Origin of the sequence: Rhodococcus sp. 1R11, from assembly GCF_004563845.1 — a bacterium.
GTDB lineage: Bacteria > Actinomycetota > Actinomycetes > Mycobacteriales > Mycobacteriaceae > Rhodococcoides.
The window spans coordinates 150,770-168,340 of record NZ_SPNG01000006.1 but is presented as its reverse complement, the minus strand read 5'-3'; the positions used below and the strand labels follow the sequence as shown (position 1 = coordinate 168,340).

The window sequence follows — 17,571 nt, the reverse complement described above, 5'->3', positions numbered from 1 at the left end:
GCTTCCTGCTTGGGGCTCGTGTCGCGGAGCCGCGGGTGGGTTCGACCACGACGTCCGAGCATTCGGACTTCGAGCTCTCACCCGTCACCGTTGCGCGCCAGCTCCGGAATTGCACCGGATTCCCTCGTTCGTCGCGTGCTGACCCTATCGTGCTGGAGGGCCGAGAGGTCAGTGCGCCGGTGTCGAGACCGGTACCGACGGATACGAGCTCGGAAAGGCTCTGCGCGCACCCACTACGACGGTGAGTGCAACAGCCACCAGGATCGTCGCCGCAGCGGTCACCGCCCCGATGCCCCTGGCGTCGACGACGACGCCTCCCACCAGGGCCCCGGTGGCAATGGCCAGTTGGAAGGCGACGACATAGATAGCGGACGCCTTGTCGGCGTCGGCGGGGGCGGCCCGAACCACGGCGGACTGGATGCAAACCGGCAGTGTGGTGAATGCCAGACCCCACAACGCGATCGCACCGACAGCGAGGACGGCCAGGCTGCCCGGTGCTGCGCTGAGGGTGCACCACAGGATCGCTGCGGCGGCTGCGACGGCACCGAGAGCAGCGATGGTGGAGGGCCGCGGCCAACGGTCGTACGTTCTGCCGATCACCCAGATACCGACGACCCCGAACAACCCGTAGAGCATCAACATCAGCGTCAGAGTGGTTCCGGCCGAGCCGATTGCGCGATCGACGATGAGCGAGAAATACGTGTACGCGGCGAAATGGCCGAGGACGGCCAGGAACGTCACTCCACACAGGATCGCCAGGGTGCCGTCGAGCACCCGCGGTGTCTTCTTGTTGCCCGCAGGTGCTCGGGTGACCGGTAGTGCAGGGAGGACGAAGTAGAGCGCCACCGCGATAGCGGCGGCGACCACACCGAGAATGGTTGCAGCAGTGCGCCACCCGAACCACTGACCCATGGCCGCGGTGATCGGATTACCGGCGACCAACGCCAACGAGGTGCCGGCGTACACCGTGGCGATCGCTTTGCCATGCTTACCGGGAAGTGCGAGTGACGCCGCGACCGGTGCGACAACGGCCCAGAAGACTCCGTGCGTCGCCGCGCACAGCATCCTCGACAGCACCAGCATCGGGTACCCGACGGACACCGCGGAGAGCAGTTGCGAAAAGGCCAGTGCTGCAACGGTGATGACGACGACGCGTCGCCGCGGCCAGTCGCGTACGAACCTGATCAACGGCATGGTCATGACGGCGACGCCGTACGCGTAGAAGGTCAGCAGCAGACCGACAGCGGATTCGCCGACGCCGAGATCGCCCGAGATCTCCGGGAGCAGACCCACGGGCAACGTTTCGGCCGTGACATAGATGAAGGCGGCTGCACCGAGGACCAGCAGCTTGGGGAGGGGCGACGACATGATGTGTATCGTTACACAGATGGTCGACACACGCTAAGGTGGCCCCGTGAACACTCGGGTGACGATGGCTGACGTGGCGGCGTCTGCGGGAGTCTCCACGATGAGCGTCTCGTACACCTACAACCAACCCACTCGCGTCTCGCCTGCCACCCGGGACCGCGTCCACGCGGCGGCGGCGGCCCTCGGATACGCAGGCCCCAACCGCGCGGCACGCTCGCTCCGGAGCGGAAAACACAACAGCATCGGCGTCGTACTCGGTGAAAAACTCACCTATGCCTTCGAAGATCCCCAGGCCCGACGGTTCCTCTCGGGCATCGCCGACACATGTCTCGACGCCGACACCGCCCTGATGATGCTGCCGAACCTGCATCGCGACAGCGACATTGCGAGAATTCGCGACGCGCAGGTCGACGGCTACGTCGTCTGGACCACCGGCGTCGACGACCCCGTCCTCGACGTCCTCGCCGGCACCGGTCGACCCACCTGCGTCCAGGGCGGACCCGAGCATCCGGGATTGAACTCCATCGGAATCGACGACCGCGCTGCTGCCGACGCGGTCGCCACCATTGCTCTGCGCAATCGCCGTCGGCCCGCGATCGTTGCGCTGCGACCCGATTCGCGACGTGAGTCGACGGTCGTGCACGGCGCCGACGCGTCGGACATCTCGATGCCGGTGACTCGCGCACGACTCGAGGGCTACCGCGATGCGTGCATACGTCGAGGAATCGAGTGGTCGACGGTACCGACGCTGTTCACCACTCACAATTCACGCGCAGAGGGTGCACGGGGAGCGCGACTGTTGTTGCGCGACAACGTCATCGACGTGATACTCGCGATGAGCGACGAACTTGCCTTCGGCGCACTCGACGCGGCGACGGGTGCCGGTTTCGACATTCCCGGCCACCTCGCACTGACCGGGTGGGACGACTCCCCTGCAGCGGCAGCGGCCCACTTGACCACCGTCGCGCAATCGTTGTTCGACCAGGGCCGATCGGCAGCCCGGTGGGTACTCGGTCTCAGCGACACGGTCGACGCGGCGGTGTGGAACATCGAGACGCGAGGGTCGACGGGCACGCCGCGTGAGGTCCAGTAAAAAGGGCGTGCTCCCCGTTTATAGGCGTTAAGCAAACTCCTCGGCTAGTATCGCCGGTGGCCGTCCGGCTACGAGGGGGCACTGTGAGTCGAGAACACGACACGCCGCTCCGCCGTGCCGACCCCAACCCGACGCTCGACGCCCTCACCGGGCTTGCGAACCGGGACGAAATCCTGGCCACCATCACCGCCGCGCTGGTCGACCTAGGCCCTGACCAGCACTTCAGCGTCCTCCTCGTCGACATCGACGGCTTCCGTGAATTCAACGACGCGCTCGGACCGGCCCAGGGCGACGAGCTGCTGTGCATGGTCGCCGACCGACTCACCGCATCGACCCGACCCGGCGACACCATCGGCCGACTCACCGGCGACGAATTCGTCATCGTCGCCTACGGCTGCCATTCCCTGGCAGCCCGAGCGATGGCCGCGGGATTCGCCAGCATCTTCGAGCCCCCCTTCGAGCTCGGCGGCCGGCACCTCACCCTCACCGCCAGCGTCGGTGTCGCTTCCACCACCGGCAGCACCGATCGCGCCACCCAGCTCGTACACAACGCCACCGCCGCGATGCATGCCGCCAAAGCCACCGGCCGCAACCGGCATCACATCTTCACCGACGAGCTGCACCACACCAACCGCACTCGGCTCGAGCTCCTCGAACGACTGCGCGGAGTCGCCATGACCGCGCGCGAGCTCACCATGGTCTACCAACCCATCGTCGAACTCGCGACCGGAGCCGTGGTCGGAGCCGAAGCCCTCGTTCGCTGGAACCACCCCGAACTCGGACTCCTGATGCCCGACGCCTTCATCCCCCTCGCCGAAGACAACGACCTGATAGTCCCCCTGAGCATGTGGATTCTCACCGACGTCGCGACAACCATCGCCGACTGGCAATCCCGCGCGATCATGCTCCAAGTCGGTGTCAACGTCAGCCCCGCGCACTTCGCCGCAGGAACCCTGGCCACCGACGTCATCGACATCGTCGACACCCACGGCATCGAACGCGGTCGACTCGCACTCGAACTTGCCGAATCGCAGACGCTGCACGACCTCGACGCCGTGCACTACCAACTCCGCGACGTCCAACGCCACGGCGTCCTCATCGCCATCGACGACTTCGGCTCCGGTTTCTCCTCCCTCGAACGACTCGCCACCCTCCCCGTCGACATCCTCAAAATCGACAGATCCCTCACCCAACACCTCGACAGCACCAACCTGCACCGACGCCGCGCCATGACCACCCTCTGCACCGCCCTCGTCGACGTCACCACCACCCTCGGCAAAGACACCGTCATCGAAGGCATCGAGACCACCGAACAACTCCGAATCTGCACCGACATGGGCGTAACCTTCGGCCAAGGACACCTCCTCGGACGACCCATGCCCGTCGCCGAACTGGAGCAATACATCACCCGACACAGCAGCCACAGCGAATCCGCATGAGGAACCGAACGTGAAGATAGACAACGAAATTCAACGCTTCACCGACGCACCCCGCGCCCAACTCTCCACCATCAACCCCAACGGCACCCCACACCTGGTCCCCATCGTCTTCGCCGTCGCACCCACCGGCGACCGCATCTACACAGCCATCGACTGGAAACCCAAAAGCACCCAGAAACTGCAGCGACTCGAGAACATCCGCGCCGACCCCGCCGTCAGCCTCATCGTCGACCACTACTTCGACGACTGGTCCCAACTCTGGTGGATCCGCGCCGACGGCAACGCCCGCATCGTCGACGCAGGCAGCGCCGAAGGCACAGTCGGTACCGACACCCTCGTCGCGAAATACAGCCAATACAAGAACAACCGACCCGAGGGGCCGGTCATCGTCATCGACAAACTGTCCTGGAGATCGTGGTCCGCTTCCTGATCGTTTCCTTCCCTCCCCCGGCACCGCCCACCCCACTCCCGCCTGACCAATCCCGGCTGACCACTCAATGTGACATCCGGTGGCCTTTTCGACCGTCAATGGCACATCGAGTGGACTGCATACCGGCGAGCGGGCACCGAAAACCAGTGGAATAGGCAGTCACGGCGAGTCAGACTGTCGCAATGGTCAGCGCACCCCCCGTTCGGATTGTCACCGACCGTCTCGTGGTTCGACGCGAGACGGCAGACGATGCTGTTGTCATTGCCGAGGCGATCGGTCGAAATCGGGTCCGCCTGCTGCCGTGGCTCGGGTGGGCCACCGAGGACGCTGCCGACAGGTCGGCGCAGATCGTTCGCATCGAGGAAAGCCGGAAGCTGTGGGAATCCGGCGAAATGTACGACTACGGGATTTTCGGTCGCTCCACCAGCGCATTCCTGGGGAAGATTGCACTGCATCGCCGCGTCGGACCGGGTGGAATCGAAATCGGATACTGGCTCGACAGCGCAGCAGAGGGTGATGGCGTCATCTCCGAGGCCACCGCGGCCCTCACACGGGAGGCGTTCAAACTCGGCGACGTCGACCGCGTCGAAATTCATTGTGATGCAGCCAATTCGAGGAGTCGAGCCGTCCCGCAGCGGCTGGGTTTCGTCCTCGACAGGACCGAGCCGCGAGCCCTGGCTGCTGCAGCCGAAACTGGAGACCACATGATCTGGGTGTATCAGCCCGATCGACGATAGGAAGGGTCGACGGTGACGTCGGGGCGCGGACGCGCGAGCGCCTGTCGGTACCGGGACCGCAGGTCGGACAGGACGCGTTCCGGATCCTCGCGAATATCGCTCGGCAGATGGGTCACGACAATGATGCCCGCGTTCTGAGCTCGCTCTCGTCGTTCTACGGTGGCGCGGTGCGCCGCGGGCGACAGGTGATATGCGAGCGAGTCGATCTCCCAGTCGAGGGCGACGTCGTCGAGCCAATTGTCGGCCACCAGCAGCAACCTGCCCGACCTGTCGCGTACCGCGACATTGTGCGTCATCGGGGGAAGACCGCTGCGCGCGTACAACTTCTGCGCGTGGGCTTCGGCAACGGAATGCGCGCCGGCGGCCAGTTCGCGAAGTACTCGGCGAGGCATCGCGGTTCCGCGCGTCGTGCCGGCGTCCAGTTCCTTCATGATCGCCTCGATCGTTGCCGCACCACGCTGAACAACACTGGCAACGAGCGCCATGCACTGCTCGGCGTTCTTCATGCGACGAATCGCGTCGCACAAACACCGAACGACCGGCGCGACGCGAAGACCCGACTTGGTTTCCGCCGTCGGCATCCGCCAGGTGCGCTCCACCGCAGCGAAACCGACCGACCTGCGGTGCTGCGCCTCGGGAATGAGCACGAACGTCTCCTCGAACGAGCCGGATGTACCGAGACCATGCAACGCCAACCCGGCCCGACCACTGATGACGCCATCACGACCGCAGTAGATGGACGCGGCAATCGCCCGCTCCAAGGGCGTCAGCGAACGGTTCTTCAAGAACACCAGGCCAGGTAGCGCCCGTGACCAGATACCGTCCGGCAGCGTGCGCCGAACAATCGTCTTCGACGCGACGCCGAGCTCCAGGAGATGAGCCGTCCGCACCAGCCCGCGATCCGATGCGGCCGCAATCACCCTCGCATCGACCCGTGCGCCGCCCCGCTTCATACAGACGATCGTGCACGCTCGGCCGGACACCGATCGCGCCCGACGTCGCACTATCAACGGCCCTGTGGATAACCGACTGCCTGTGGACAAACGCAACCCGAAGGCGACGCACACTTCGACTCGTAACCGGCTGGCGCACACACGTCGGTCGGGGCCACCGGTCCACTCGATGTGCCATTGACTGCCGGAAAGGCCACTGAATGTCACATTGAGTGGACGGCGGGGCGGCAACAGGCATCCCACCCACCTCGGCGGGGATACCGTCTATCTTGCAACTCGTGCGTTTTTATTTCGGGAGTGAGACATGACGGCGACAGCAGTTCCCTCGGATCGGTCGGGTACTACGGCACCACGGTCGTTTTCGCCGCCGCAGCGCGGTCGGTTGAGTGAGGTTCCGCATATCGCGGGGCTGGTGCTCGGTGTGTTCGCGGCGGCGTTGTTTCTGTGGAGTCTGTCGCCCACTTTGCGGTATCTGGTTCATGCGCCGCGGGAGTATGTCGACACGTATTACTTCGATGCTCCGGATACGAGTTTGTCGTGGGCTCTCGTTGTCGGGTTGTTGGCGGCGGCGTTGGCGAGTCGGAAGCGTATTGCGTGGTGGTTGCTGACGATTTATCTGGTGTTGTTGGCGATCACGAATGTCGCGGAGGGCATCGAGGACAAGAACGTCAGTTCGTGGATTGCGTTGGCTGTTCATGTCGTCGTGACGGGTCTGTTGATCGCGTCGCGCAAGGAGTTCTACACGCGGGTTCGGCGCGGTGCGGTGTGGAAGGCGCTCGGGGTGCTCGTGCTGGGAGCTGCCGTCGGGACGATTGTCGGGTGGGCGTTGGTGGCGTTGTTCCCGGGTTCGTTGCCGGAGAATCAGACGTTCTTGTGGGCGTTCAACCGGGTGACGGCGTTGGCGACGGTGGACAACGAGCAGTTCGACGGTAGGCCGAACGGTTTCGTCAATACGGCGTTGGGACTGTTCGGAGCGCTGGCGTTGCTCGGTGCCGTGGTCACGTTGTTCCGGTCGCAGCGGTCGGGCAATGCGTTGACCGGGCGCGACGAGTCGGCTCTGCGCGGCCTGCTCGACAAGTGGGGTGCCGACGACTCCCTCGGTTACTTCGCGACTCGCCGCGACAAGGGCGTCATCTTCGCTACCAGCGGCAAGGCGGCGGTGACGTATCGCGTCGAGGTCGGGGTGTGTCTGGCCAGTGGGGATCCGATCGGTAATCCGGAGGCCTGGCCGCACGCGATTTCGGAGTGGCTCGATCTCGCCGAGAAGTACGGGTGGACCCCAGCTGTCATGGGGGCCAGCGAGATCGGGGCCACGGCTTACAAGCGGGCCGGCCTGAGCGTTCTCGAACTGGGCGACGAAGCGATCCTGAAAACCAAAGATTTCAACCTCAATGGACGCGAGATGCGTCCCGTGCGTCAGGCCGTCAACCGGGCTCGCAAAGCGGGTGTCGTGGTCACCGTGCGTCGTCATCGCGATATTTCGGCCGAGGAGATGGACGAGATCATTGCGTGCGCGGATGCGTGGCGCGATACCGAGACCGAGCGTGGTTTCTCGATGGCGCTGGGCCGGTTGGGCGATCCGCTCGACGGCAATTGTCTTCTGGTGCAGGCGGTTCAGGGCGAGAAGATCGTGGGTGTTCTGTCGCTGGTGCCGTGGGGTCGTACCGGCGCGTCGTTGGACTTGATGCGTCGCGATCCGGCGTCGCCGAACGGCGTCATCGAGTTGATGGTGACCGAACTTGCAACCGGCGCAGATCATTTCGGTGTCAGCAAGATTTCGTTGAACTTCGCGGTGTTCCGCGCTGCGTTCGAGGAGGGCAGTCGGATCGGGGCCGGTCCGGTTCTGCGGATCTGGCGCAGCGTATTGGTGTTCTTCTCGCGCTGGTGGCAGCTCGAGGCGCTGTATCGCTCGAATGTGAAGTACTTGCCGGAATGGGAGCCGCGCTACCTGTGCTTCGCCGACAATCGGGTGCTGCCGAAGGTCGGTGTCGCGTCGGCCATCGCCGAAGGCTTCTTGACTCTGCCCACTTTTCGGCGCGCCTCGAAGCACACCGGGTCCCACGTCGCGGTGCCCGCAGCCTTGGTCGACGCCGAGGACATTCATTCCGACGGCAGCGGACCCGAGACTCCCGTGGACGAATCCGTGCCCGGCCGCAAACGTCCCGACCAGGTACGCGTGCGCATGGCCAAACTCGATCGTCTCGAAGGTGACGGCATCGAGGGCTATCCCGTCGCCTATCCCCCGACGCATACCGTCGGTGAAGCGGCGGCATCGCCCCAGGGCACGACGGTGCGAATAGCGGGTCGAATACTGCGCATTCGCGACTACGGCGGCGTGTCGTTCGCCGTCATCCGGGACTGGTCGGCCGATATTCAGGTGCTGTTCGACCGCGAACGCGTCGGCGACAGAATCGAGGAGTTCGATGCCGACTTCGACCTGGGTGACCTCATCGAAGTCAGTGGCACCATCGGATACAGCAGGCGTGGTGAGCTGTCGCTGTTGGCCACCGAGTGGCGAATGAACGCCAAATGCCTGCACCCCCTGCCAGACAAGTACCGCGGTCTGACCGATCCGGAAGCGCGAGTACGGCAGCGGTACGTGGACCTGGCGATCAACCGCGATGCGCGCGCGCTGATGATCGCACGCTCGAATGTGGTCAAGTCGCTTCGTGATTCACTGAGCGATCGCGGCTACATGGAGGTCGAGACACCGATCCTCCAGCAGGTCCACGGCGGTGCGAACGCTGCCCCGTTCGTCACCCACATCAATGCCTACAACCTGGATCTGTACCTGCGCATCGCGCCGGAGCTCTATCTCAAGCGGCTGTGCGTCGGCGGCATGGAGAAGGTCTTCGAGATCGGCCGGGTGTTCCGCAACGAGGGAGCGGACTTCAAGCACAATCCGGAGTTCACGATCCTCGAAGCGTACGAGGCACACAGTGACTACGAGCGCGCAATGGTGTTGTGCCGCGAACTGATTCAGCGTGCCGCCGTCGCAGCCCACGGCCGCGAAATCATCCTGCGGCCCGACGGCCCGGACGGCGAGATGATCGAGATCGACATCTCCGGGGAATGGCCCGTCAAGACACTGCACGGTGCCGTCGCCGAAAAATTGTGTGTCCCCGTCGAGCCGTCGACGCCCCTGGACGAGCTGCAGCGGCTGTGCGACGAGAACGACATCCCCTACGAGAAGTCGTGGGATGCGGGTGCCGTCGCCCAGGGCATGTACGAGCACCTGGTGGAGGATTACACCGAATTTCCCACCTTCTACAAGGACTTCCCGACGTCGATGTCGCCGTTGACGAGACCGCATCGGAGCATCCCCGGCGTCGCGGAAAAATGGGACCTGGTGGCGTGGGGGGTCGAACTGGGCACGGCTTACAGCGAGCTGACCGATCCCGTCGATCAACGTCGACGCCTCACCGAGCAGTCGTTGCTGGCTGCGGGTGGCGACGAGGAGGCAATGAGCTTGGACGAGGACTTCCTGCAGGCGCTCGAGCACGGGATGCCCCCAACCGGCGGCCTCGGCATGGGCGTCGACCGCGTCGTCATGCTCATCACCGGTGGCAGCATCCGCGAGACACTCGCATTTCCTCTGGCCAAACCGCGTCAATGACGGTTCTTGCGAGGCGATCCTCCGCGGGAAAGTTGCAAAACGGGGCGAATGATGGAAACTGGAGGCTCAAACAGACCACGAGTCGGCAATGCATGGTGGGGACGAAAACATGGATCACGGGAATCGAACCGAGCGCGAGGCATTGTTTCCCGTGAAACATCCTCCCGGGCACTACGTCGAAGTGGACGGCCAACGTCTGCATTTGTTCGTCCGGGGAGCCGGCCCCACGATCGTTCTCTGCGGAGGTCTGGGCAGTAACTGGTTCGACTGGAACGACACCGTCGAAATCCTGAGCGCCCACCATCACGTCGTGGTTCTCGACCGCCCCGGCTTCGGACTCAGCGACCCCTTGCCCGACGGCGCAACCCCCACCGTCCGCGGCGAGGCCGACAGGATCGTCGGCGTCCTCGACGCACTCGGTGTCACCGAACCTGCCGTCGTCGCGGGTCACTCGATTGCCGGCTTCTACGCAGAAGCGGTGGCTCGGCTGTTCCCGTCGCGCATACGCGGTGTTCTTCTCCTGGACTCGAGCGCCGAGTCCGACCCGCGCCGCATCCTTCCGGCCGCTCTGCGAGTGCGCGCAGCGCATTCCCTGTCGACGCTACTGAGCCGCACGGGCCTGCAGCGGCTCGTCGGCCCGCGCGTCCGGCCGATACTCAACCAGGCGACGCCACCCGACGGGACACCGAAGGACGTCGTCGACTGGGTCGACGACATCTACCGCAGGCCCACCTATCTCACAGCTGCACTCGTCGAAGATGTCGTCTACCCCGACCTCGCCGCCGAATTGAACCGGCTTCGCAAGCGATTGCCACTCGTCGTTCCCGTTATCGTCGCGGCCGCCCACACCGGACGACCGTCCCCGTGGGGACGCAGATGGATCAAGACCCAACGCAAGCTGGCTACATACCTGCGGGCCGAATTCACCGTCGTCATTCCCGCCCATCACCACGCCATGATCGACAAACCCGCCGAGGTCGCGGCCCTCATCACCGAACTGGTGTGAACCTCTCCCGTCGACGCACGTAACGTGTGTCGACGAGCCCGTAGCCCAAGACCCGAGCCGAAGCTCGGCGATGGCGCGGTAGCACGAGAGGAAATTGAAGATGGGTGCGATCAGCACAACGCAAGGTCGACAGTCGAAGATGCTCGGTCTGGGCGTTCACCGCCCCGAACGAATAGTCACCAACGATGAGATCTGCGAGTTCATCGACTCCAGTGACGAGTGGATTCAGACGCGATCCGGCATCAAGAACCGCCGATTCGCCGACCCCGAAGAAAACGTCGTCCAGATGTCGATCTCGGCAGGCCGAAAAGCACTCGAAGCCAGCGGCATCTCCGCCGAGCAGGTCGACACCGTCATCGTCGCGACCTCCACACACCTCGAACTGACGCCCCAAGCAGCCGCCAAGGTTGCCCACGGACTCGGCACCAAAGGACCGGCCGCGTTCGACATCTGCGCCGGATGCGCAGGCTTCTGCTACGCACTCGCCGTCGCATCGGACCTCGTCAAGGCCGGGACCTCGCAGTACGTCCTCGTCATCGGAGCCGAGCAGCTCAGCGTCACCACCGACCCGTACGACCGCACCACCCGCTTCATCTTCGCCGACGGCGCCGGAGCCGTCGTCGTCGGACAGAGCGACGAAACCGAAATCGGACCCGCCGTGTGGGGATCCGACGGCTCCCAGTCCGACGCCATCGTGCAGACCATCGACTGGTACGACTACATCACCAAAGCCGACGTGGAACGCCCTTGGATCCGCATGAACGGCATCTCCGTCTTCCGCTGGGCTGCATTCGAAATGGGCAAAGCCGCGCAAAAAGTCCTCGAGGTCGCCGGCATCAAAGCCGACGAGCTGCACGCCTTCATCCCCCACCAGGCCAACAGCCGCATCACCGAACTGCTGGCCAAAAGCCTCGACCTGTCCGACGGCACCCCGGTCGCCAACGACATCGCCGAAACCGGCAACACCTCGGCTGCATCCATCCCCCTGGCAATGGAAGAACTGCTGCGCACCGGAAAAGCCAAAGCAGGCGACACAGCGCTGCTCCTCGCCTTCGGTGCGGGACTGTCCTATGCCGGACAGGTCGTCAAACTCCCGAAGCTGTAATCGCTCCACCCGTCTGCGGCCCACACCCACCCGCAGTCCACCTATCCGCAGTCCACTCGATGTGACATTCAGTGCCCTTTTCGGCAGTCAATGTCACGTTGAGTGGACTCAGGCCCGTGGACCCGGGGCGGGTGGCTCGGGCCGGGTGGGTGTTGGGCAAGGGTCTGGCCGAGTCAACTCTTGGGTCGTAGTGTTGGTTCATGCCCAAGCCTCCGTTGCCCGCTGATGCCGTCGAGTTGCTGAAGAAGGCGAATCCCGCCGTCATGGCGGTGGTTCGTGCCGATGGAACTCCGATCACCGCGCCCACCTGGTATTTGTGGGAGGACGGGAAAGTCGTGCTCAATTTCGATGCCTCGCGGAAGCGGCTGGAGCACATTCGGGCCAATCCCAAGGTCTCGATTTCGGTGATGGACGAGGCCAGTTGGTATACGCATGTGACGGTGCACGGTTCGATCGAACTGCAGGACGACCCGGATCTGGTGGATATCGACCGCATAGCGACTCATTACACCGGCGAGCGGTATCCGGTTCGGGATCAGCCGCGGGTGACGGGTTACGTGACCGTCGACGCGTATGTGGGCTGGGGCAAGGTCGGTTCGTAGACACTGCGTTGCCGCTTGCGACGGCCCAACTCAGGTGTAAGACTCCCGCAATGGTCAATCCGCAGGGTGAAGGTAGCGACGCATTCGAGAAGGACGAGCCGTACGGGGGTCAGCAGTACCCGCCATATCAGGACCCCAATACGAGCTACCAGAACCCGCAGTACGGACAACCCCAATACCCGGGCCCCCAGTACGGGCAACCGCAGTACGGACAGCCGCAGTACGGACGGGCCCCGTATGTCGGTGCAGGTTTTCGGCCGGCACCCGCGACGAATACGTTGGCGATCGTATCGCTCGTGTTGGCGGTGTTGGGTCTGACGTTCGTTCCGTTGATCGCGTCGGTGTGTGCGGTGGTGTGTGGCCACGTCGCGAAGGGTCAGATCAAGCGCAATGGCGAGGGCGGGTCGGGTTTTGCGACGGCAGGTCTGATCGTCGGCTACGTGTCGATTGCACTGTTCGTCCTCGTCGTGGGTGCGATCTTCATCTTCGCGATAGCAGCCTCGAATTCATCCACGTACTGAGTTCGGCTGCTGTGCCAGTCGGCCGTTCATCGCTGCGGCCCACAAGCCGGCGGTGACTGCCAATGCAATGACGAACAGCGCCAGGGCATTCCATCCGAGCGACTGGAAAACCACTCCGCCGAGCCAGCCCACGACGGACGATCCTCCGTAGTAGAACAGGTTGTACAGCGATGTCGCCTGCGCGCGCCCGTGGACGGCTCGCTGGCCGGTCCATCCCGACGCGATGGCGTGGGCGGCGAAGAATCCCATCGTGAAGATCACCAGCCCGGTGAGGATCACCGCCAGGTTCGACGCCATCGTCAGTGCGACTCCGGCGATCATGGTGGCGGTCGATCCGGCGAGGACGATCGACCGGCCGTGCTTCGTCGCCAACTTCCCCGCCACTCGCGAGGACACCGTGCCACTGAGGTAGGCCACGAAGATCAAGCTGATCAGAGACTGTGGAAGACCGAAAGGCGCTGCCTCGAGCCGGAATCCGAGGAAGTTGTAGATCGCGACGAACCCTCCCATCAGCAGGAACCCCTGGCCGTACAGCGCCAGCATCCCCGGCTCTCGGAGATTCACCCACAACCGACCGGGTAGGTCGCGAATTCGGCTGTGTACGAGGGTGGTTCGCGGCCGCGGTGCCAACCACACGAACAGTCCTGCTGCCAGCGCCGCGATCACCGACACCGTGAGGGTTCCGATTTGCCAATTGGTTTGTTCTGCAACGGGTCCCGAAACTATTCGCCCCAGCAGCCCACCGAGCGTCGTACCGGACACGTAGGTCGCCGCTGCCAGCGCGGTGTGATTGCGGTGCACCTCCTCGCTGAGATAGGCGATCGCGATGGCCGGAAGTCCACCCAGCGCAGCACCTTCGAAGAATCGCAGGACCAGCAGCACCTCGAGAGAAGGCGACAGAGGCACCAGCAAACCCAGTGTCGTCGCGACGAGTATCGAGGCGGTCATCGCTCGAACGCGTCCGATCTTGTCGGCCGCTGCCGACCACGGAATGACCGACACTGCGACGCCGACGGTCGCCAGCCCGACGGCGAGCGAGGACTGCGACGGTGTGATGTCGAGACTGGACGCGATGAGCGGCAGAATCCCCTGCACGGAGTACAGCTGAGCGAACGTCGCCACTCCGGCGAACAGCAGCGCCAGCACGAGGCGTCGGTACTCGGTCGACCCCTTGGGGTGCCCCTCCCACTCCAGAACCTCGGGCTGCGTCGTAGTCATACCAAATACGTTAGAAGCGCTCACGGTATACGTCCAATGCATGAGACGACACTGATCGATACTTCAGCGATATGATTGGCTCATGCGCCGCGAGACCACCGAGCTGCTACCGCTATTGCCGACCCTGGTCGCGGTGGCGGACACCGAGCACATCACCGACGCCGCCCACATCCTGGGAGTCCCACAACCCACCGTCAGCCGCCAGGTCGCCCGCGCGTCGGCGATCCTCGGCGTCGACATCGTGGAACGACGGGGCCGCGGCATCGTGCTCACCAGTACCGGCCGCGTCCTCATCCCGTATCTGCAGCGAGCCCTGAGCGACATCGATGCCGGTATCGACGCCATGACCGAGCACGACGCCAGGGCACGTGGCCGAATAGCTGTCGCGTTCCAGAACACGCTCGGCGAGGACGTCGTGCCGGCACTGATCCGGCATTTTCGCGTCGACCATCCCGCCGTGACGTTCGATCTCGACCAAGGCGCACGTGCACGCTGCCTGGATCGCCTCGCGGACCGCACGTCCGACCTGGCGTTCGTGTCTTTGAGCGCCGAACACACCGAGTCGAATTCCTTCCAGCTGTACGGCGAGCGGCTGATGCTCGTGGTCCCCGAACATCATCGCCTCGCGTCGAGGAAGTCGGTCGATCTCGCAGACACCGCCGACGAGAACTACATCGCCATGGGTCACGGCTTCGGAATGCGATCCATCTGCGACGAGCTGTGGGCCGAAGCCGGGTTCAGCCCGCACATCGCGTTCGAGGGACAGGACACCCATACCGTGCGCGGACTCGTCGGCGCCGGCCTCGGCATCGCCATCCTGCCGCGGATCCGTGCACACGGCGCCGAGGGTGGAACGGTCGACGTGAAACTCACCCAACCCGCCGCGCGCAGGCGAATCGGCATGGTGTGGGAGCCGGGGACGGACATGCCGCGTCAGGTGGCGGCCTTCCACTCGATGGTGCAACGCAGCGGCCGCACACTCGTGATTAGGTGAGTCGATGCAACTGGTTCTGGTACGGCACGCCCTTCCTCGGCGATCGGAGTCCTCGGCCGATCCTGATCTCGACGAACTCGGCGTCGAACAATCCCGCAGAGTGCCGGATGCGCTGGCACGGTTCACGGTGTCTCGGATCGTGTCGAGTTCGCAGCAACGCGCAATCCGGACTGCGCAGCCACTCGCCGACCGGCTCGGTCTCGAGATCGCGACCGACGATCGCCTCACCGAATACGACCGCGACTTCGGTGGTTACGTCCCGATCGAAGCCGCGAAGACCGAGTTTCGCGACGCCTACGACCGCATCAAGTCCGGTCACCTACCCGAGCAGGTCGACGAACAGGCCTTCCGCCAGCGGGTTCTCGCCGGGGTGGCCGATATCGTCTCGACCGCCGCGCACTCCGATACCGTCGTCCTCTTCGCCCACGGCGGCGTCGTCAACATGCTGTTGCAGGACATTCTGCAGACTCCGAAGGTGCTCGGATTCCCCATCGACTACTGCTCGGTGACGCGTGTGCTGTTCTCCCGCAGCGGTGCCCGATCGGTCTCGTCGGTCAACGAGACCGCCCACGTGTGGGACCTGTTGCCGCGCAACCGACAATCCACAGAGACCTCTTAAAGTCCCAGGTGGAGGGCCAGATCGACCGCTGTGGGCAGCTCCGAGTGGTCGGTGCGGCCTGCGGTGGCAGTTAGCCTCGAAGTCATCATGGGTGAAATGCGTATCTTCCGACGTCCTGCCGTTGCTCTCGTCGCACTGGCGTTCCCTCTGGTGGCTGTGGGTGCGTTCGCACTCGGCACCGGTTACGACCTGGGCGGAGAATCGACTCCGACGACGGCAGCGGCCGCCGACACGCAGCAGGCCCCAGCAGAGGTACAGCAGACGGCCGATCCCTTGTCCAAGGCCAGGAGCAGCCTCAGCAGCGCGTCGCTCCCGATCACCTTTCTCTCCAGCGGCATCGGTCAGCTGACCGAAGGCGGAACGCAGCTCAACGACGGCGTCGGCCAGCTCGCCGACGGCATCACCCAGGCTCACGACGGAACCATTCAGCTCGCCGACGGGTTCGGGCAGTACCGCGACGGCATCGGCCAGCTCGGTGACGGCGCATCGCAGATCAGCGGGGGCGTCGACCAGGTCGTCGACCAGCTCGCCGGATTCGGAGCTCTGCAGGCCGACTTCACCGCAAAGCTTGCCGCCACGGCAGACACGGTCGACCGCTTCCCACATCCGGGATCCGACGCCATCTCCGGTGAAATCAGGGGCGTCATCGACACCTTGAACACGCAGGCCTTCGGTCCAGATACGCTCGCTCAGCTGCAGACCCTCAAGGGTGGTGCTCAGCAGCTGTCGACCGAACTCAACGACCCGAACAGTCAGTTCCTCGGTGCTACCGCGCAGCTCGGCGACGCGACGGTGCAGTTGCGTGACGGACTCGGCCAACTCGACGACGGCGGCCAGCAGCTCAAGGCAGGCACCGATCAGCTCGTGACGTCGGTCAAGCCGGTCGAGGGAATCGTCAACGGCATCGCCACCAACGTGCGCGACGCCTCTGCGGCACTGCCGCAGGGGACCGCAGCCGCCACCGACGACGCCACCTCCGACCAGAACGTTGCAGCCACGTCGACGAGCACCGGCACGGGTGCCACCCCGTACCTGATCGCCGCCCTCGTGGCACTCGGAGCTCTCGGCTGCGTCAGCCTCGTGCGGGTCCTGGGCAGGGACACCAAGCCGCGGTGGCTCGCCGTCGGAGCGGCCGTCGCCGCAGTGGGTGTCAGCGCGGCCGTCGCATTCGCCTTCGCCACCGACGCCGCCCTCGGACCGGTGATCGGAGCCGGCGCGTTCCTCATCGTGTCGGCCGCGGCTTATCTCGCCACCGCAGGCGCAATTCAACGAGTCCTCGGTGCCGTCGTCGGGCAGATCGTCAACGTCGTCGCCCTCGTGGTGCAGGTCGTCGTCTGCGGATTCGCGTACGCATCGACGGCACCGATCTGGGGCGACGTCGCAGCCTTCATGCCGATGAGCTACACCGCCGCCGGTGCCCGCATCATCGCGTCGGGAGAGATGAGCGGAACCGGGTGGCTGGCGATCGGTGCCACGGTGGCGCTGCTTGCCGTCTCGGCACTCGTGTACGTCAGCGCGCGGGCAGGCTCAACCGACGGGCCGGAGCGGATGGATGGCGGGCGGGGCCGCGAGATGGGCACCGAATTCGCTTAGCGCCTGCTGCAGGTGCGGGGTCTGCATGTGGCCGTCGAGGTCCTCCTGCGACTTCCATACCTCGATGGTGATGAAGGTGCCCGGCTCGACCGCCGACTCGAACAACTTGTAGGAGACGTTGCCGCTCTCCTTGCGTGACTCGGCGACCAGAGCCACGAGCCCGTCGCGCACGGTGTCGATTGCGTCCGGCTTGGCGGTGATCGTCGCGACTACCTCGAGATCGTTGATCATGCGGAATCGGTTCCTTCGTTCGGCGAGACACACTCTTCCTCACCGA

16 protein-coding genes and 1 riboswitch are annotated in these 17,571 nt (G+C 64.6%); of the genes, 12 read left to right on the top strand and 4 right to left on the bottom strand.

The window, feature by feature from the left end:
• Nucleotides 1-58 precede the first annotated feature (58 nt).
• A riboswitch (cobalamin riboswitch) is annotated at nucleotides 59-123 on the bottom strand.
• A gap of 45 nt (nucleotides 124-168) precedes the next feature.
• Nucleotides 169-1,368, bottom strand: coding sequence for an MFS transporter (locus E4P29_RS12810; protein WP_135045159.1), 1,200 nt, complete (start codon nucleotides 1,366-1,368; stop codon nucleotides 169-171).
• A gap of 46 nt (nucleotides 1,369-1,414) precedes the next feature.
• Here E4P29_RS12810 and E4P29_RS12805 point away from each other — a divergent pair, with 46 nt between their 5' ends.
• The 4 genes from E4P29_RS12805 to E4P29_RS12790 all read left to right on the top strand — a co-directional run bounded on the left by E4P29_RS12805 (nucleotide 1,415) and on the right by E4P29_RS12790 (nucleotide 5,067).
• Complete coding sequence (locus E4P29_RS12805; RefSeq protein ID WP_245154290.1) at nucleotides 1,415-2,461, top strand: LacI family DNA-binding transcriptional regulator; 1,047 nt, start codon at nucleotides 1,415-1,417, stop codon at nucleotides 2,459-2,461.
• 83 nt (nucleotides 2,462-2,544) lie between these two features.
• Nucleotides 2,545-3,900: a bifunctional diguanylate cyclase/phosphodiesterase gene (locus E4P29_RS12800; protein ID WP_245154289.1), complete on the top strand. Its 1,356-nt coding sequence runs from the start codon at nucleotides 2,545-2,547 to the stop codon at nucleotides 3,898-3,900.
• Between the two features lie 10 nt (nucleotides 3,901-3,910).
• A complete protein-coding gene (locus E4P29_RS12795; RefSeq protein ID WP_135045155.1) occupies nucleotides 3,911-4,330 on the top strand; it encodes a TIGR03668 family PPOX class F420-dependent oxidoreductase in 420 nt (139 codons plus the stop codon).
• Nucleotides 4,331-4,512: 182 nt separating this feature from the next.
• Nucleotides 4,513-5,067 (top strand): GNAT family protein, encoded by a 555-nt coding sequence (locus tag E4P29_RS12790; RefSeq protein ID WP_135045153.1) that lies wholly within the window; start codon nucleotides 4,513-4,515, stop codon nucleotides 5,065-5,067.
• Here the strand turns inward: E4P29_RS12790 and E4P29_RS12785 are convergent.
• Complete coding sequence (locus E4P29_RS12785; protein ID WP_135045151.1) at nucleotides 5,049-6,020, bottom strand: hypothetical protein; 972 nt, start codon at nucleotides 6,018-6,020, stop codon at nucleotides 5,049-5,051. The two genes, E4P29_RS12790 and E4P29_RS12785, sit on opposite strands and share 19 nt — an antisense overlap.
• 382 nt (nucleotides 6,021-6,402) lie before the next feature.
• Here E4P29_RS12785 and lysX point away from each other — a divergent pair, with 382 nt between their 5' ends.
• The 5 genes from lysX (at nucleotide 6,403) to E4P29_RS12760 (ending at nucleotide 12,870) form a co-directional block, all read left to right on the top strand.
• Nucleotides 6,403-9,636 carry a bifunctional lysylphosphatidylglycerol synthetase/lysine--tRNA ligase LysX gene (gene lysX / locus E4P29_RS12780; protein ID WP_348539767.1) on the top strand — a complete coding sequence of 1,078 codons (3,234 nt, stop codon included), beginning with the start codon at nucleotides 6,403-6,405 and terminating at the stop codon, nucleotides 9,634-9,636.
• Nucleotides 9,637-9,745: 109 nt separating this feature from the next.
• Nucleotides 9,746-10,642: an alpha/beta hydrolase gene (locus E4P29_RS12775; protein ID WP_209205396.1), complete on the top strand. Its 897-nt coding sequence runs from the start codon at nucleotides 9,746-9,748 to the stop codon at nucleotides 10,640-10,642.
• Nucleotides 10,643-10,742: 100 nt separating this feature from the next.
• On the top strand, nucleotides 10,743-11,747 hold the full coding sequence (locus tag E4P29_RS12770; protein ID WP_135045147.1) for a beta-ketoacyl-ACP synthase III: 1,005 nt from the start codon (nucleotides 10,743-10,745) through the stop codon (nucleotides 11,745-11,747).
• A gap of 200 nt (nucleotides 11,748-11,947) precedes the next feature.
• Complete coding sequence (locus E4P29_RS12765) at nucleotides 11,948-12,349, top strand: PPOX class F420-dependent oxidoreductase (protein WP_135045145.1); 402 nt, start codon at nucleotides 11,948-11,950, stop codon at nucleotides 12,347-12,349.
• A gap of 50 nt (nucleotides 12,350-12,399) precedes the next feature.
• Nucleotides 12,400-12,870 (top strand): DUF4190 domain-containing protein, encoded by a 471-nt coding sequence (locus E4P29_RS12760; RefSeq protein ID WP_135045143.1) that lies wholly within the window; start codon nucleotides 12,400-12,402, stop codon nucleotides 12,868-12,870.
• On the opposite strand, the gene E4P29_RS12755 is transcribed toward E4P29_RS12760, so the two are convergent.
• On the bottom strand, nucleotides 12,856-14,088 hold the full coding sequence (locus E4P29_RS12755; RefSeq protein WP_135045141.1) for an MFS transporter: 1,233 nt from the start codon (nucleotides 14,086-14,088) through the stop codon (nucleotides 12,856-12,858). The genes E4P29_RS12760 and E4P29_RS12755 overlap by 15 nt on opposite strands.
• Nucleotides 14,089-14,170: 82 nt before the next feature.
• Between E4P29_RS12755 and E4P29_RS12750 the strand changes: the two genes are divergently transcribed.
• The 3 genes from E4P29_RS12750 (at nucleotide 14,171) to E4P29_RS12740 (ending at nucleotide 17,294) form a co-directional block, all read left to right on the top strand.
• Nucleotides 14,171-15,082 (top strand): LysR family transcriptional regulator, encoded by a 912-nt coding sequence (locus E4P29_RS12750; protein WP_135045139.1) that lies wholly within the window; start codon nucleotides 14,171-14,173, stop codon nucleotides 15,080-15,082.
• A 4-nt stretch (nucleotides 15,083-15,086) separates the two neighbouring features.
• A complete protein-coding gene (locus tag E4P29_RS12745; RefSeq protein ID WP_135045137.1) occupies nucleotides 15,087-15,701 on the top strand; it encodes a histidine phosphatase family protein in 615 nt (204 codons plus the stop codon).
• Nucleotides 15,702-15,797: 96 nt separating this feature from the next.
• Nucleotides 15,798-17,294, top strand: coding sequence for a phage infection protein (locus tag E4P29_RS12740; RefSeq protein WP_245154288.1), 1,497 nt, complete (start codon nucleotides 15,798-15,800; stop codon nucleotides 17,292-17,294).
• On the opposite strand, the gene E4P29_RS12735 is transcribed toward E4P29_RS12740, so the two are convergent.
• Nucleotides 17,229-17,522 carry a putative quinol monooxygenase gene (locus tag E4P29_RS12735; RefSeq protein ID WP_032367959.1) on the bottom strand — a complete coding sequence of 98 codons (294 nt, stop codon included), beginning with the start codon at nucleotides 17,520-17,522 and terminating at the stop codon, nucleotides 17,229-17,231. The two genes, E4P29_RS12740 and E4P29_RS12735, sit on opposite strands and share 66 nt — an antisense overlap.
• Between the last annotated feature and the right edge of the window lie 49 nt (nucleotides 17,523-17,571).

What these genes read in the sequence shown, in the direction of transcription:
- E4P29_RS12740 (WP_245154288.1), top strand. Translation starts at nt 15,798, where the DNA reads ATGCGTATCTTCCGACGTCCTGCCGTTGCTCTCGTCGCACTGGCGTTC.
- E4P29_RS12765 (WP_135045145.1), top strand. Translation starts at nt 11,948, where the DNA reads ATGCCCAAGCCTCCGTTGCCCGCTGATGCCGTCGAGTTGCTGAAGAAG.
- E4P29_RS12770 (WP_135045147.1), top strand. Translation starts at nt 10,743, where the DNA reads ATGGGTGCGATCAGCACAACGCAAGGTCGACAGTCGAAGATGCTCGGT.
- E4P29_RS12745 (WP_135045137.1), top strand. Translation starts at nt 15,087, where the DNA reads ATGCAACTGGTTCTGGTACGGCACGCCCTTCCTCGGCGATCGGAGTCC.
- E4P29_RS12775 (WP_209205396.1), top strand. Translation starts at nt 9,746, where the DNA reads ATGGATCACGGGAATCGAACCGAGCGCGAGGCATTGTTTCCCGTGAAA.
- E4P29_RS12810 (WP_135045159.1), bottom strand. Translation starts at nt 1,368, where the DNA reads ATGTCGTCGCCCCTCCCCAAGCTGCTGGTCCTCGGTGCAGCCGCCTTC.
- E4P29_RS12750 (WP_135045139.1), top strand. Translation starts at nt 14,171, where the DNA reads ATGCGCCGCGAGACCACCGAGCTGCTACCGCTATTGCCGACCCTGGTC.
- E4P29_RS12760 (WP_135045143.1), top strand. Translation starts at nt 12,400, where the DNA reads ATGGTCAATCCGCAGGGTGAAGGTAGCGACGCATTCGAGAAGGACGAG.
- E4P29_RS12785 (WP_135045151.1), bottom strand. Translation starts at nt 6,020, where the DNA reads ATGAAGCGGGGCGGCGCACGGGTCGATGCGAGGGTGATTGCGGCCGCA.
- E4P29_RS12790 (WP_135045153.1), top strand. Translation starts at nt 4,513, where the DNA reads ATGGTCAGCGCACCCCCCGTTCGGATTGTCACCGACCGTCTCGTGGTT.
- E4P29_RS12755 (WP_135045141.1), bottom strand. Translation starts at nt 14,088, where the DNA reads ATGACTACGACGCAGCCCGAGGTTCTGGAGTGGGAGGGGCACCCCAAG.